The sequence below is a fragment of the Xanthomonas vesicatoria ATCC 35937 genome, from assembly GCF_001908725.1.
Lineage (GTDB): Bacteria > Pseudomonadota > Gammaproteobacteria > Xanthomonadales > Xanthomonadaceae > Xanthomonas > Xanthomonas vesicatoria.
The window spans coordinates 139,465-153,218 of record NZ_CP018725.1 but is presented as its reverse complement, the minus strand read 5'-3'; the positions used below and the strand labels follow the sequence as shown (position 1 = coordinate 153,218).

At 65.1% G+C, this 13,754-nt stretch carries 14 protein-coding genes; 4 read left to right on the top strand and 10 right to left on the bottom strand.

What is annotated here, in order from left to right:
- Nucleotides 1-458: 458 nt before the first annotated feature.
- The 4 genes from BJD12_RS00630 (at nt 459) to BJD12_RS00615 (ending at nt 3,968) form a co-directional block, all read left to right on the top strand.
- A complete protein-coding gene (locus BJD12_RS00630) occupies nt 459-1,112 on the top strand; it encodes a methylthioribulose 1-phosphate dehydratase (RefSeq protein ID WP_005989840.1) in 654 nt (217 codons plus the stop codon).
- 35 nt (nt 1,113-1,147) lie between these two features.
- Complete coding sequence (locus tag BJD12_RS00625; protein WP_005997412.1) at nt 1,148-1,714, top strand: 1,2-dihydroxy-3-keto-5-methylthiopentene dioxygenase; 567 nt, start codon at nt 1,148-1,150, stop codon at nt 1,712-1,714.
- 2 nt (nt 1,715-1,716) lie between these two features.
- A complete protein-coding gene (gene mtnC / locus BJD12_RS00620; protein WP_005997414.1) occupies nt 1,717-2,415 on the top strand; it encodes an acireductone synthase in 699 nt (232 codons plus the stop codon).
- 521 nt (nt 2,416-2,936) lie between these two features.
- Entirely contained in the window at nt 2,937-3,968 is a 1,032-nt protein-coding gene (locus BJD12_RS00615) for a C13 family peptidase (RefSeq protein ID WP_005997416.1), read from the top strand.
- Nucleotides 3,969-4,287: 319 nt separating this feature from the next.
- Here BJD12_RS00615 and BJD12_RS00605 read toward each other — a convergent pair whose 3' ends face one another.
- From BJD12_RS00605 to BJD12_RS00560, 10 genes are all read right to left on the bottom strand, one after another.
- Complete coding sequence (locus BJD12_RS00605) at nt 4,288-5,874, bottom strand: calcineurin-like phosphoesterase C-terminal domain-containing protein (protein WP_005997417.1); 1,587 nt, start codon at nt 5,872-5,874, stop codon at nt 4,288-4,290.
- Between the two features lie 314 nt (nt 5,875-6,188).
- The gene (gene hisIE / locus BJD12_RS00600; protein WP_005997419.1) at nt 6,189-6,809 is read right to left on the bottom strand and encodes a bifunctional phosphoribosyl-AMP cyclohydrolase/phosphoribosyl-ATP diphosphatase HisIE; all 621 of its coding nucleotides are present in this window, start codon (nt 6,807-6,809) and stop codon (nt 6,189-6,191) included.
- Nucleotides 6,799-7,575, bottom strand: coding sequence for an imidazole glycerol phosphate synthase subunit HisF (hisF, locus tag BJD12_RS00595; protein WP_005997421.1), 777 nt, complete (start codon nt 7,573-7,575; stop codon nt 6,799-6,801). The genes hisIE and hisF overlap by 11 nt, the downstream gene beginning before the upstream one ends.
- A complete protein-coding gene (gene hisA / locus BJD12_RS00590; RefSeq protein WP_005997422.1) occupies nt 7,569-8,303 on the bottom strand; it encodes a 1-(5-phosphoribosyl)-5-[(5-phosphoribosylamino)methylideneamino]imidazole-4-carboxamide isomerase in 735 nt (244 codons plus the stop codon). Before hisA ends, hisF begins: the two co-directional genes overlap by 7 nt.
- Entirely contained in the window at nt 8,300-8,902 is a 603-nt protein-coding gene (gene hisH, locus BJD12_RS00585; RefSeq protein WP_005997424.1) for an imidazole glycerol phosphate synthase subunit HisH, read from the bottom strand. Before hisH ends, hisA begins: the two co-directional genes overlap by 4 nt.
- Nucleotides 8,899-10,026, bottom strand: a complete 1,128-nt coding sequence (gene hisB / locus BJD12_RS00580; RefSeq protein WP_005997426.1) for a bifunctional histidinol-phosphatase/imidazoleglycerol-phosphate dehydratase HisB — start codon at nt 10,024-10,026, stop codon at nt 8,899-8,901. The genes hisH and hisB overlap by 4 nt, the downstream gene beginning before the upstream one ends.
- Entirely contained in the window at nt 10,023-11,114 is a 1,092-nt protein-coding gene (gene hisC, locus BJD12_RS00575; RefSeq protein ID WP_005997428.1) for a histidinol-phosphate transaminase, read from the bottom strand. The genes hisB and hisC overlap by 4 nt, the downstream gene beginning before the upstream one ends.
- Complete coding sequence (gene hisD / locus BJD12_RS00570; RefSeq protein WP_005997429.1) at nt 11,111-12,406, bottom strand: histidinol dehydrogenase; 1,296 nt, start codon at nt 12,404-12,406, stop codon at nt 11,111-11,113. The genes hisC and hisD overlap by 4 nt, the downstream gene beginning before the upstream one ends.
- Nucleotides 12,403-13,317, bottom strand: coding sequence for an ATP phosphoribosyltransferase (gene hisG / locus BJD12_RS00565; RefSeq protein ID WP_005997431.1), 915 nt, complete (start codon nt 13,315-13,317; stop codon nt 12,403-12,405). The genes hisD and hisG overlap by 4 nt, the downstream gene beginning before the upstream one ends.
- Before the next feature lie 9 nt (nt 13,318-13,326).
- Entirely contained in the window at nt 13,327-13,653 is a 327-nt protein-coding gene (locus BJD12_RS00560; protein WP_005997433.1) for a YerC/YecD family TrpR-related protein, read from the bottom strand.
- Between the last annotated feature and the right edge of the window lie 101 nt (nt 13,654-13,754).

The window sequence follows — 13,754 nt, the reverse complement described above, 5'->3', positions numbered from 1 at the left end:
TAAGGTCCCGCGACGGTGGGCGGGCAAGGACCAGTCGAGAGGGTCGGTGTACGGGGTAACAGCAGGCTCGGTGCCCTGCTGTGCTGACAAGGGCGTCCGCCTAACTAACGCCAGCCGATCAACGAACATGCTTTTCAGCAAGCAACCGACCAACGGTCTGGCTCGGTGTCCTCGCCGCTTGCGGGACCGTGTGGCGGCATGGATGCCGCCACCGAGCCCCCAGGGACGGGTTCACGGCGTGTCCCGCGAGCGGTGAGGACACCGAGCCCCCGACCGACTCAGCATGTGACCCGGGCTTCTGATTGCAACCAACCAGAGACGGCTTACAAAAACTACTGCGCTCGGTGCCAGACGCGCGCTCGCGACAGTCTGTCAGCCACTCGTGATCCGAGCGTGGCAAGAACACACCCTGCTGCGCTGCACCTGACCGTAATCCGGCGGGGCAGTAGAATAGGTCCATGAATGCGACCACTGCCCCCCTGCCCTATAGCGCCGCACGTCTGCACGAGCTGGCGCAGTTGCTGATCGGCAATATCCGCGAGCTGGCCCAGGCCGGCTGGACGCCCGCGACCAGCAGCAATTTCTCCCATCGCCTGGACGAACAGCACGCTGCGATCACCGTCTCCGGACGCGACAAGGGCCGCCTGGTCGAAGAAGACATCATGGTGGTGGACTTCGATGGCCAGGCGGTTGGCCGCCCGCTGCGCCCGTCTGCCGAAACCCTGCTGCACACCCAGCTGTATCGCCGGTTTCCGGAGATCGGTTGCGTGCTGCATACCCACTCGCCGGTGCAAACGATTGCTTCCCGCCTGTATGCAGGCAGCGGCGTGATCCGCCTGGAAGGCTACGAACTGCTCAAGGCCTTCGAAGGCAATACCACCCACGAAACCGCAGTAGACGTGCCGGTGTTCGCCAACACCCAGGACATGCAGGTGCTGGCCGCGCAGGTCGACGCCTTGCTGGACAAACAGAGCATGTGGGGGTATCTCATCGAAGGACACGGCCTGTATGCCTGGGGCCGCAACATGGCCGAGGCACGTCGTCATCTGGAAGCGTTCGAATTCCTGCTGCATTGCGAACTCGAACTGCTGAAACTGCGCGGCACGCGCTGAGTACCGCCCGTCCCCCATTCGTGAGCCAGACCGCCATGAGCAGACTGCGTATCTTTGCCGACACCAATCCCGCGACGCCCGAATTCGACAGCCGCGACGGCGACAAGATCGCCGCCGAGCTGGTCAAGATCGGCGTCACCTTCGAACGCTGGCACGCCAGCCAGCCGGTCGAACCCGGCGCCACGCCCGAACAGGTGATGGCCGCCTACCGCGCCGATATCGACCGCATCAGTAGCGAGCGCGGCTTCAAGACCGTGGATGTGGTGAGCATCGCGCCGGATAACCCCAAGCGCGAGGAAATGCGCGCGAAGTTTCTGGACGAGCACTTCCACAAGGAAGACGAAGTACGGTTCTTTGTCGCCGGCTCGGGCCTATTCACCCTGCACGTGCAGGACAAGGTCTACGAGATCGAGTGCGTCAAGGACGACCTGATTGCCGTGCCCGACAGTACCCTGCACTGGTTCGACATGGGGCCGGAACCGCACTTCGTGGCGATCCGTTTCTTCACCGAGCCGGATGGCTGGGTCGGCCATTTCACTGGTACCGAAATCGCCAAACAATTCCCCCGCTACGCCCCCGAGACACCTCACAAGGCCAGCTGACGATGACACGACCGCAAGCGATCCTCACCGATATCGAAGGTACGACCAGCAGCATCTCGTTCGTCAAGGACGTGCTATTTCCGTATGCACGCCGTGCCATGCCCGCCTACGTGCGCGAGCACGGCAACCACCCGCAGGTGCGTCACTGGCTCAACCAGGTGGCCGACGAGATCGGCGAGGACGTGCCGGACGAGGTATTGATCACCACGCTGCAGACCTGGATCGACGAGGACCGCAAGCACACCGCACTCAAGGCCTTGCAAGGGTTGATCTGGGGCGACGGCTACAAGACCGCCGACTTCACCGCGCACATCTATGCCGATGCGGCGATCCAGCTGCAGTCCTGGCACGCGCAGGGCATTCCGCTGTACGTGTATTCGTCTGGCTCGGTGCCGGCGCAGAAGCTGTTCTTCGCGCACAGCGATGCGGGCGATCTGAGTGGTTTGATCACCGACTGGTTCGATACCGAGGTTGGCCCCAAGCGCGAAAGCGCCAGTTATCGCCGCATTGCCGAGCGCATCGGCGTGCCTGCAACCGAGATCCTGTTCTTGTCGGACGTGATCGAAGAACTCGACGCCGCCAAGCGCACAGGCATGCGCACCGCACTGCTGGATCGCCGCGAAGACTATCCGACGCCGCGCTCGGCCGAGGACGTGGGCAACCATCCGCGCGTGGAAAGTTTTTCCCAGCTGGTGTTTTGAGCCCGCAATTGCGATGAGACATCGGCTGCCGCCGGTGCGGCGGCCGATGAAGCTGCAAGAACCGTCGATGTCATGCGTTGGACGGAGGACCTCTACAGGCCCCGGGACCGAAGCTTCATCTAACGAATGGCCCTGAGGTGGCTCCCGATTGCGGTTGCTTGAGGGCGCATCTTGCAAGCAGCACAGCCGTGCCGGCGCCACTGAAGCGAACTCGCCTGGCGCACACTGGTTGCCAGCGTATGCATGAGTTAGTGGGCTAATGAGTTCGCCAGCTCATGCATGCGCCAACGGGTTGGAAGACGATGCGTAGCGTCTTGCAGGTCCGGACAGCGCGTTCTCATCTACACACCGTACCTTGCCGGCGTTAGCAAAGCGCCTGACCTGCCTGAGGGCAACTGCAGTCACGTGATGGCAAGCTTTGACCGGCCGCTCCACACATTCCCATTCCACGCATCATCGAGGCATCGGCCTTGTCCCCATCGCTCCATTCACGCCTGGCGTTACACGTGTTGATACGCCGAATGCTGGTGCTTCTCGCCGTGGCCTTGCTGGTTGCCGGCTGTCATCCCGATGCGGGCGCGGCGTTACCGGCGCAGAACGCCGATGACACCGCACAGGTGGACCCGGTCGACCAGGCCGCGCTGAAGAAGGCGCTGGATGCCGTGCAGCCGCAGCGTCCCGGCGTCACCGATCTCTATGTAGTCGGCTTTGCCGGCGATGCCAGCGACGACGTATTCCGCAACGAAACGTTGTACCTCAAGCAATTGTTCGAACAACGCTTCGATGCACGCGGCCGCGTGGTCACGCTAGTCAACAATCCGGACAACCTGGGCGAGCACCCATACGCACCGCTGGCAACCTACGACAACCTGTACGACACGCTCGCTACCATCGGCAAGCGCATGGATCGCAAGGAAGATGCGCTGCTGCTGTTCGTCACCACCCACGGCACCGAAGACCACACGCTGTACGTGCAGGTGGATCAGAACGAAGAAGATTTCATCAGCCCGCAGGATCTGCGCACCGCGCTGGACGATGCCGGCATCGACAACCGCATCATCGTGCTGTCGGCCTGCTATTCGGGCGGCTTCATTCCGGCGCTGCGCTCGCCGGACACGCTGATCCTCACCGCTGCGCGTGCCGATAGGCCGTCATTCGGCTGCGGCAACACCTCCAACGCGACCTACTTCGGCCAGGCGTGGCTGATCGATGCGATGAACCAGAGCGACGACCCGCTGGCCGCGTTCGACATCGCCAAGGCAGCGATTACGGCACGCGAGAAACAGGACGGCGAATTACCGTCGTTACCGCAGCAATCGCTCGGCAAACGCATTGCGCCGGTGCTGGCACGCTGGCGTGCAGAGCTGCACGCAGGGCCGGCGGTTGCCTATCCGTATCCGCCGCTGGAGGTTGCTCCGGAAGCCGGGCAGGATCTGGATCCAACAGCCGATCCTGATGCGAAGTCACTGGATAGCCCAACGAGACCCAAGGCACCGGCCGCTCCCCCCGCACCGCGCAAATCGTCGCCAGTCCCTGCGCCATCGACCCCGTGATCGCCGCAATACGCTGAGACTAGTTCTCATTTCGTCAACGCTTGTGCGGTCTCGCTACACTCGCCCGGCCAGCCAGCTCACGCCAGCCAGCATCGATCCCCGCCAGCGCGCCATCGCCTGCCAGCCCGGATCCCAAGACGCCTCCCTTGTGGAGGCGTTTGCGTATGCGTCCATCGTCTCCGGCATCGCATCCGAGACAGACACTGCGACCAAGGCCGGCGGCTCGACATGCGAGGCCGCTTTGATTACCACGCGGCCGCCCCACTGCGGCGCAGCGGTTGTTTCAGTGGGACCCAGGCGCCAACCGCGCGCGTCTCCATCAAGGATCGGCACGCTGCAGGCGATATGCGGTGCGTGCGCTGTATTGCCCGGTGGGCAAGGTGGCGCGCACCTCCAGGCGGTGCTCGCCCAGCGCCAGGTTGGTCGGTAACGCGCTACGCCATAGATGCGTGGACGGTGTGGCCTCGGGCGAGCGGTCGTAACCACGCAGTTGCTCTGCCGCATCGTCGCGCATGTTCTCGGCCAATACGCGCGGGTCGGCGCGCTCCACCCGCTTCATCGGCTGCCAAACGCCATCGTCGATCCGCAGCTCAACAACGGTGTCGTCCTGGCCCATGAAGACATTGGCGTAGATGCCCCACGCCGCATAGGCGCCCTGGCGCAGCACCTTGGGCGCCTGCAGCAGCAGCTGCGCATCATCGGCCGCGCGTGCGGCGTGGTACGCCAGCGTGTAATCGCCGCTGGGCGCGGCGTGCAGCACCGCATACCCATTGGGCGTGCCGTCGCTCATCGTGGCGGTGGGAATGCCCTCGGCGTCCTTGGCACCCGACCAGAACGCGCCGCAGGCCGCGCCCACGTTGTATTCGTGCAACGGACGTGCACCGTGCCAGCCTTCGTCGGCGCCGTGATCCACCTGTCGTTGGGTATGGCTGTGCCCGCTGAGCACCAGCACATGCGGGAAATCCTTCAGCAGCGCGAACAGGCGGCTGCGGTCGGCATGCCGGAAGGTCTCCTGCCCCGGGGCCGCATCGAACAACGGGATATGCATGCCCAGCACCAGCAGGCGCTCGCGCGGCAGCTGCGCCAGATAGCTCTGCAGAAACACGAACTGGTCCTCGCGCAGGCCGCCGACATAGGCCGGCTTGCCGCCGGGCGTGTAGATCACATCGTCCAGAAACACGAAGCTGGCGTTGGCTTCTTCCACCGCATAGGTGTCGGGGCCGTAGACTGCGCGCCAGCTGTCGAGCGAATGCGCATCGTTGTCTGCATCGAAATTAAGATCGTGATTGCCCGGCACATGGAACCACGGCACGCCCAGCTGCGTGGTGACCTTGTTCAAGGCCGGATACAGGCTTAGATCGTCGCTGACGATGTCGCCCAGCGTGGTGCCGAGTCGGGCCGAGGTCTTGCCGACGATCGGCGCGACGATGTCGCGTTGGTAATAGCCCACATCGGTGAGGCTGGCGGTCTGGCTATCGGCAAAGACCAGCATATCGAACCCGCTGCCCGCCGCTTCCGCACGCGGCGTCAACGCGAAATCCCAGCCGTGCGTGTTGCGGCCGGTGGCGGCGATGCCGCGATACTTGCGCTTGATCGAACCGCCCGGCGCGTAATGCCGCCAAAACCCGGGCAAACCGTCGGCGGCAGGCACGAACCGGCGATCGCCTGGCTTGATCACGAAGACCGTCTGACCGTCGCGCACCGGCAAGCGGTAGCGGCCCTGCGCATCGGTACGCACGATCTGTTCGCCGTTGGACACTGCCACATCGCCAAGGTCAGGCTCATCGGCGCCATGGCCGGCACGCCCGTCGCGCTCTTCGTACACGATGCCATCGACCACTGCATCGCGCGCGTATGCGCTGCCTGTGAGCACACCCAGGGCTAGAAGAACGAAGCGAAGCTGCATGCGTGTTCCCACGATAAGGCCAGCGGAAATTGTACCTGCCGGCGCAGCGTGGACGGCACCGCGTGCAACGCCATCACACCCCAACGCATTGTAGGAGCGCACGTGGCCGCGACGGGGCTTTACCGGTAACACCCCATGGCGCCAAGGTGTGCTCCTACGCAAAGACCGGCGGGACGTGTACCTGCTCTGTGACCACGTGAACGAAACGGGCGAGCATGCCGCATCCCAACAGCGCGACATCGTAGGAGCGCACCCGGGCGCGACGAAGCGTTCTCGGTAGCGCACCATCGCGCCCGGGTACGCCCTTAACAATCCTATTTGTGCCGCGACTCCAGCACTGCCACTGCATCGTCCAGGCCAAGTCCGCGTGCGCGCAGCAGCACGATCAGGTGATACAGCAGATCGGCCGATTCGCCGAGCAACTCCGCATCGCCCTGCACCACACCGGCCAACGCGGTCTCCACGCCCTCCTCGCCCACCTTCTGCGCGATGCGGCGGATGCCTTGCTCGAAGAGCTTGGTGGTGTAACTGCCATGCGGGCGCTCGCGCTCGCGCGCGGCGATCAATGCATCCAGGCTACCGAGAAATTGACCGGGCGCGCTCGGAAAACAGCTGGTGCGGCCCAGATGGCAGGTCGGTCCGTGCGGACGCGCCAGCACCAGCACTGTATCGGCGTCGCAGTCGGCTTCGACGGAGACAACGCGCAACACGTTGCCCGAGCTCTCGCCCTTGGTCCACAAGCGCTGCTTGCTGCGGCTGAAGAAGGTGACTTCGCCGCGCTGCCGGGTGACCGCCAGCGCTTCGGCGTTCATGTAACCCAGCATCAGCACGCGCAGGTTGTCGGCGTCCTGCACGATGACTGGCAACAAGCCGTCGCCCTTGCTCCAGTCCAGCGCTGTCAGCGCGTCGTCGGTTGCCACGGTGTCACTGCCCATCACGTACCTCGATCTGTTGCGCACGCAGAAATCGCTTGAGTTGCGGAATCGGAATCGCGCCACTATGAAACACGCTGGCAGCCAGCGCGCCATCCACATCGGCCTGGTCGAACACATCGGCAAAGTGCTGCATCTCGCCCGCACCGCCGGAGGCGATCAACGGCACGTGACACAGCGCACGCACCTGGCGCAACTGCGCAATATCGTAGCCACGCCGCACGCCGTCGTTGTCCATGCAATTGAGCACGATCTCGCCGGCGCCAAGGCGCTGCGCTTCGGCCACCCAATCCAGCGTGCGCATCGGCAATGCCTGGGTCTTGCTGGGGTCGCCAGTGTAGCGACGCACCCGCCACTGGCCGTCTTCTTCGCGAATGGAATCGATGCCGACCACCACGCATTGCACACCGAATGCGTCCGCCAGCTCGGAAATCAGCTGTGGCCGGCCGAGTGCCGGCGAGTTGATCGAAATCTTGTCGGCACCGGCGTGCAGCACCGCACGCGCGGTGTCGACGTTGCCGATGCCACCAGCAACGCAGAAGGGAATGTCGATCAGCCGCGCCACGCGCTCAACCCAGCTGTAATCGACCGAGCGTCCTTCCGGGCTGGCGCCGATGTCGTAGAACACCAGCTCGTCTGCGCCCTGCGCGCGATAACGCAATGCGAGTTCGACGATGTCGCCCATGTCGATGTGGTCGCGGAACTTGACCCCCTTGACCACGCGCCCATCGCGCACGTCCAGGCACGGAATGATGCGGCGGCTCAACATGCGAGTGCCTCTTTCAATTCAAGATGTCCTTCCAGCAAGGCCTTGCCCAGCACGATGCCGGCGCAGCCCGACGCCTTGGCCGCGGCGACGTCGGCAATATGGCGCGCGCCGCCGGAGACCTGCACCTGCAGCTGCGGCGCGAGTGCACGCAAATGCGCGTACAGGTCCATATTCGGCCCGGACAACATGCCATCGCGTGCGATGTCGGTGCACAGCAGATGCTGCAGGCCGGCCTGCGCATAGCGCACCGCCAATTGGTCCAGGGTGGCCTCGGCCGCTTCGGTCCAGCCATGCACCGGCAACTGCCACACACCCGCCGCATCCTGACGCGTGTCCAGCGCAATGGTCAGGCGATCCGCACCAAATTCCTGCAGCCATGCAATGACGGTGTCGCTCTCACGCACCGCCAGCGAGCCAATCACCACGCGCGCCGCACCAGCATCGAGGAGACGTGCCACATCCTCGCGCGAACGCACGCCGCCGCCGGTCTGCACCTGCAAACCGGTAACGCGCGCGATCTCGCCCAGCGTGCTGGCCAAGGTATAGCCACCGGCCTTGGCCGCATCCAGATCCACCAGATGCATCCACTGTGCGCCGGCATCGGCAAACCCCTGCGCACGCGGCAGCACATCGTCGCCATACTGGGTTTCGCGCGCGTAATCGCCTTGCAGCAAGCGCACCACGCGGCCGTTGCGGATATCCAGCGCCGGGTAGACGGTAAAACTCATGGGAAGCTCATCTCAAGAAAATTGCGCAGGATGCGGGCACCGGTGTCGGCCGAACGCTCCGGGTGAAACTGCGCGCCGCAGCGCAGGCCTTGCTGCACCACTGCAGTGAACAAGCCGCCGTGATCGCAGGCGGCCACCGTATCCGGCGTGACTGGCGCGGCGTACCCGTGGACGAAATAGGCACTGGCGCGCTCGGGCAGGCCAGCCAGCAATGCCGATTCGCGCATCGGTACCAATTGATTCCAGCCCATATGCGGCACGCGGATGCCCAGTGCCGCCGTCATGTGGCGCACCACGCCCGGCAACAGGCCAAGACATTCCACATCGCCTTCTTCGGAGCGCTCGAACAGCAACTGCATGCCCAGGCAGATACCGATCAACGGCACCTGCAACTGGCGCAGCGGCTCGATCAACCCCTGGGCGCGCAGCCGCTTCATCGCTTCCGGTGCGGCGCCCACGCCGGGCAGGATCACCCGATCGGCCCCCTGCAAACCGGCCGCATCGCGCACCAGCCGCGCCTCGATGCCGAGCCGCTCCAATGCGTAGCGCACCGAGCCCAGGTTGGCGCCACCGGCATCGATCAGCGCAAGGTCGGTCATAGCGCGCCCTTGGTCGACGGCAGCGCCGTGCCTTCGCGACGGATCGCCTGGCGCAAGGCGCGTGCAAGCGCCTTGAAGCAGGCCTCGACCTTGTGGTGATCGTTTTCGCCACGCACGCTCAGGTGCAGGTTCAGTCCGGACGCATCGCAGATGGAGCGGAAGAAATGCGGGACCAGTTCGGTCGGCATGTCGCCCACACGTTCGCGCTTGAACTCGCCGTCGAACACGAAGTAAGGCCGGCCGCTGAAATCCAGCGCCGCGCTGGCGATGGTTTCATCCATCGGCAGGGTAAATCCATGCTGCGCACCCTCGCCCGCCGCAAGCCACGGACTTTCGACCGGATCGAACCCGTAGCGACCAATGCCGCGCTTGTTGCCCAGGGCTTCGCGCAACGCCTGGCCCAGCGCCAGGCCGGTGTCCTCGATGGTGTGGTGCTCGTCGATATGCAGGTCGCCGTCGGCGCGGATATCCAGCGCAAAGCCACCGTGCTTGCCGATTTGCTCCAACATGTGATCGAAAAACGGCAGGCCGGTAGCGGTATGCGGCTCGGCCACGCGATCCAGGTCCAGCTCGACGCGGATCTTGGTTTCTTTTGTATTGCGCTGGACCACCGCACGCCGCGGCGCATCGGCCAGTTCGTGCGCGATGCCCGGCCAATCCCATTCGCCGCCGAATTCGTCGGTGCGTAGCTGGAAGCCGCGGATGTTGAGGTTTTGTGCAAACTGGATGTCGGTGAGGCGGTCGCCCACCATTGCCGAGCGCGCCCAGTCGATGTTGCGGTCCTGCAGGTAAGGCACCATCAGGCCAACGCCGGGCTTGCGCGTTGGCGCATTGTCGGCCGGCCAGCTGCAGTCGATCAGCACTTCGCGGAACGCGATGCCCTGGCTTGCGAAGATCTGCAGCATCAGGTTGTTGGGGCCATCGAACGCAGCCCGCGGATAGCTCTCGCTGCCCAAACCGTCCTGATTGGTGACGATGACGAACTGATAGCCGGCGTCGCGCAGCTTGAGCATTGCCGGAATCACGTTGTCGACAAAGCGCAGCTTCTCATAGGCGTCGATCTGGTAATCGGCAGGCTCGGTAATCAGCGTGCCATCGCGGTCGACGAAAAGAATCGGGGTCATGCCGCAGCCTCCTGCTTGCGCCGCAGCGCACCGAGCACGCGCTCGTTCTGTTCGACCGTGCCCAACGTGATGCGCAACGCATCGGACAGGCGCGGCACCGCGCGCTGATCGCGCACCACCACGCCGGCTTCCAGCAGCGCCTGGAAGGCAGCCTCGGCGTCTTCGAAACGCACCAGCAAGAAGTTGCCTTGCGATGCGTAGACCTGACGGACACCTGGCAGCTGCGTCAAGGCGACGCGCACGCGCTCACGCTCGCTGCGCACCTCGGCAATCCGCCGGCGTGTAACCTCCAGTGCCGGCGCAGACAGCGCCTGCTCGGCCATCGCCGCGCACGGCGTGGGCACCGGATAGGGGGCCTGGCAGCGCCGCAACAGCGCGATCAATTCTGCATTCGCGATCAGGCTGCCGATGCGCGCAGCGGCAAGCGCATGCGCTTTTGACAAGGTGCGCAGCACGGCAAGATTGTCGTAGCGGCTCAGCAGCGCAACTGCAGACGGCACATCCGAAAATTCGCCATAGGCTTCGTCGACAACCACCAGCGCCTTGCCCTGCAATGCCTGCAATGCGACTTCGATGTCCTGCAACGCAATTGCCGAGCCCGCCGGGTTGGACGGCGAGCACAGGAACACCAGCTTGGCCTTCGAGGTCAGTGCCGCCCCGACGATGGCGGCGATGTCTGCATGGAACCCATCGCTGCCATCGACCAAGGGCACCTCGACCAGCGGCGCATTCTGCAAGCGCGCGCACACCGCATACATGCCGAACACCGGTGGCGTCACCACCACCGCATCGCGCTCGGGCACGCACAGGCCGCGCACCAGCAGGTCGATCGCTTCATCGCTGCCGCGCCCGATCAGCAGTTGCTCGGGCGCGCAGCCGTACAACGCTGCCAGCGCCACGCGCAGCCCGTTGGGTTGCGGATCCGGGTAGCGTCGCGTGCTGCCGTTGGGGTCGGCCGGATTGCCCCAGGCCGATTCATTGGCGTTGAGCCAGACATCGCCCTGCAGCGCGCTGGTGCGTGCCGACGAATAGCCGGCAAATGCTCGCAGGTCTTCGCGTACCAGCTCCAGAATCGATGGCGTGCTCATGCGGCCACTCCCATGCGCAGCGCCACCGCATTGGCATGCGCATCCAGGCCTTCGGCGCGCGCAAGAATCAACGCGCATTCGCCGATGCCGTCGATGCCTGCCTTGCTTGCCGCCTGCACGCTCACCATGTTCTGGAAGCTGGCCACGCTTACGCCGCTGTACGCGCGCGCCGCACCGCTGGTCGGCAACACGTGGTTGGTACCGCTGCAATAATCGCCCAGTGCCTCGGGCGTGTAGTCGCCGAGAAAGACCGAGCCGGCCGCTTCCACCTGGTTCAACCATGCGCGCGGCTCGCGCAGCGCCAGAATCAAATGCTCGGGGGCATAGCGGTTGCTGATCGCAAATGCCTCGTCCAGCGATTGCACCTTGATCAGCCGCGACTGCGCCAGCGCCTGACGGGCGATCTCGGCACGCGACAGCTGCGCCAGTTGCGCATCCAACTCAACCTGCACGGCGGCAATCAACGCATCGCTGTCGGACAGCAGCAACACCTGCGAATCGGGGCCATGCTCTGCCTGCGATAAGAGATCGGCAGCCACGAACGCCGGCTGCGCGCCGGCATCGGCGATCACCAGCACCTCGGACGGGCCGGCCGGCATGTCGATCGCTGCCGCGCCGGACTGCGCCACCTGCTGCTTGGCTTCGGTGACATAGCTATTGCCAGGCCCGAACAACTTGTCGCAGCTCGGCACCGATTCGGTGCCATAGGCCATCGCCGCAATCGCCTGCGCGCCGCCGAGCTTGAACACGCGACGCACGCCGGTCAGCTGCGCGGCCACCAGCACCGCAGGATCCACGCTGCCATCCTTGCGGGGCGGCGTGCACAACACGACCTCGCGGCAGCCGGCCAAACGCGCGGGAACGCCGAGCATCAACGCGGTCGACGGCAACGGTGCGCTGCCGGCCGGCACATACAGCCCCACCCGGCCGATCGGGCGCACGATCTTTTCGCAGACCACACCGGGCGCGGTTTCCACCGCATAACCCTCGCTCATGCCGGCGCGGTGAAAGGTCTCGATGCGCGCCACCGCATCCTGCATCGCCTGACGCAATTCCGGTGCCACCGCGGCTTCGGCGGCGGCAAATTCGGCCGCGCTCACTGCAAAGCTGTCCAGCGACACGCCATCGAAACGTGCGGTGATCTCGCGCAGCGCCGAATCGCCACGTGCTCGCACATCTGCGATCAAGCTGGCGACCGCCTCGCGCGTCTGCGTGGCCACGGTCTGCACAGGGCGCGTCAAGGCATCGGTGCGCGACGCGCCATCGAGTTGGGACCAATCGAGAATGTTCATGCCAGCGAGCGCTCCACCGTCAACACCATCAAACCTTGCGCACCTGCGCGTTCGAGTTCTTCCAGCCGTTGCCAGGTCACCGCACCGTGGCACATTGTCTGCAACCGCAGCGCGCCATTGCCATCGTCGGGCAGCTGCACCAACGGGTCGGCATCGGGCAGCAGGCGGCGCAGCGCGTCCACGTTGCCGTGTTCGGCGCGGAACATCAGCAGCTTGCTGTCGCGCAGCTTGAGCACGCCGTCCATGCGCCGCAGCAGCATCGCCAACAAGGCGGCGCGCGCATCGGCCGGCTCGCGCACGGCGCCGGCCAGCACGGCTTCGCTTTCCATCACCAGCTCCACCGGCTTGAGTTGGTTGGCCGCCAACGTGGCGCCGCTGGAGACCAGGTCGCAGATCAGATCGGCGGTGCCCAGGCGCGGTGCGATTTCCACCGACCCGGAGAGCTCCACCACCGTCGCGTCGATGCCCTGCCGTTCCAGCCAGTCGGCCAGAATCGCCGGGTAGCTGGTGGCGATGCGCTTGCCCTGCAACTGCGCCACGCCCTGCCAGTCCCATTCTTCTGGCACCGCCAACATCAGCCGGCACTGGCCGAAACCGACCCCGCGCACGGCGTGGTACGCGGCCGGCAAGCCAGCGCGACGACGCGCCGATGCCTGCTCGTCCAACTCGTTCTGGCCCACGATGCCCAAGTCGCAGACGCCATCGGCGATCAGGCCGGGAATGTCGTCGTCGCGCACCAGCAGCAGGTCCACCGGCAGCGATTCGCCATAGCAGAACAATTTGTCGCGGCTCTGCCGCCAGCTCAGCCCGCAGGCGGCCAGCAGGCTGCGCGCCGGCTCGGCCAGGCGGCCGTTTTTCTGGATGGCAATACGCAACCGGTCACGTGCCGGCGCTGCCGTGGAAGCACTCATCTTGTTCTCTCAGTGGGAATCGACAGGGCGCGCGGCTTGCTCGCGCAGGGCCGCGGCATAACCGCCGGCGCCGTGTTCCAGCGTGCGCGCAACGCGCCCGATGGTCGTGACGCTGACCTGGGTCAGCTCATGGATCTCGCGGTACGGCACGCCCTTGACGAGCAGCGGCACCACCCGCCAGCGGTCGGCCATGGCTTCGAGCTCGGCCGGGGTGCACAGATCGCGCAGGAATGCCTCGACCGAGCCGGGCTCGCCCAGGCATGCCAGCGCATCGGCCAGCATCTTGAGCGAGGCGGCGACATCGGTGATTTCGCGGGGGGCAGGTCGTTGTTTCATTGCGTTAATGTAATAGCGTGTTATTACATTAACGCAATTTGCGCACTAGTCACAAGGCCTGATACGCGAATGGTTCAGGCCGACATCCGCATCCGCCAGGC

Excerpts from the sequence above, each read along its gene's own strand:
- hisIE (WP_005997419.1), bottom strand. The coding sequence starts at position 6,809 with ATGGGCAGTGACACCGTGGCAACCGACGACGCGCTGACAGCGCTGGAC.
- hisC (WP_005997428.1), bottom strand. The coding sequence starts at position 11,114 with ATGAGCACGCCATCGATTCTGGAGCTGGTACGCGAAGACCTGCGAGCA.
- hisA (WP_005997422.1), bottom strand. The coding sequence starts at position 8,303 with ATGAGTTTTACCGTCTACCCGGCGCTGGATATCCGCAACGGCCGCGTG.
- hisH (WP_005997424.1), bottom strand. The coding sequence starts at position 8,902 with ATGACCGACCTTGCGCTGATCGATGCCGGTGGCGCCAACCTGGGCTCG.
- BJD12_RS00605 (WP_005997417.1), bottom strand. The coding sequence starts at position 5,874 with ATGCAGCTTCGCTTCGTTCTTCTAGCCCTGGGTGTGCTCACAGGCAGC.
- mtnC (WP_005997414.1), top strand. The coding sequence starts at position 1,717 with ATGACACGACCGCAAGCGATCCTCACCGATATCGAAGGTACGACCAGC.
- hisG (WP_005997431.1), bottom strand. The coding sequence starts at position 13,317 with ATGAGTGCTTCCACGGCAGCGCCGGCACGTGACCGGTTGCGTATTGCC.
- BJD12_RS00625 (WP_005997412.1), top strand. The coding sequence starts at position 1,148 with ATGAGCAGACTGCGTATCTTTGCCGACACCAATCCCGCGACGCCCGAA.
- hisB (WP_005997426.1), bottom strand. The coding sequence starts at position 10,026 with ATGACCCCGATTCTTTTCGTCGACCGCGATGGCACGCTGATTACCGAG.
- hisD (WP_005997429.1), bottom strand. The coding sequence starts at position 12,406 with ATGAACATTCTCGATTGGTCCCAACTCGATGGCGCGTCGCGCACCGAT.
- BJD12_RS00615 (WP_005997416.1), top strand. The coding sequence starts at position 2,937 with ATGCTGGTGCTTCTCGCCGTGGCCTTGCTGGTTGCCGGCTGTCATCCC.
- hisF (WP_005997421.1), bottom strand. The coding sequence starts at position 7,575 with ATGTTGAGCCGCCGCATCATTCCGTGCCTGGACGTGCGCGATGGGCGC.
- BJD12_RS00630 (WP_005989840.1), top strand. The coding sequence starts at position 459 with ATGAATGCGACCACTGCCCCCCTGCCCTATAGCGCCGCACGTCTGCAC.
- BJD12_RS00560 (WP_005997433.1), bottom strand. The coding sequence starts at position 13,653 with ATGAAACAACGACCTGCCCCCCGCGAAATCACCGATGTCGCCGCCTCG.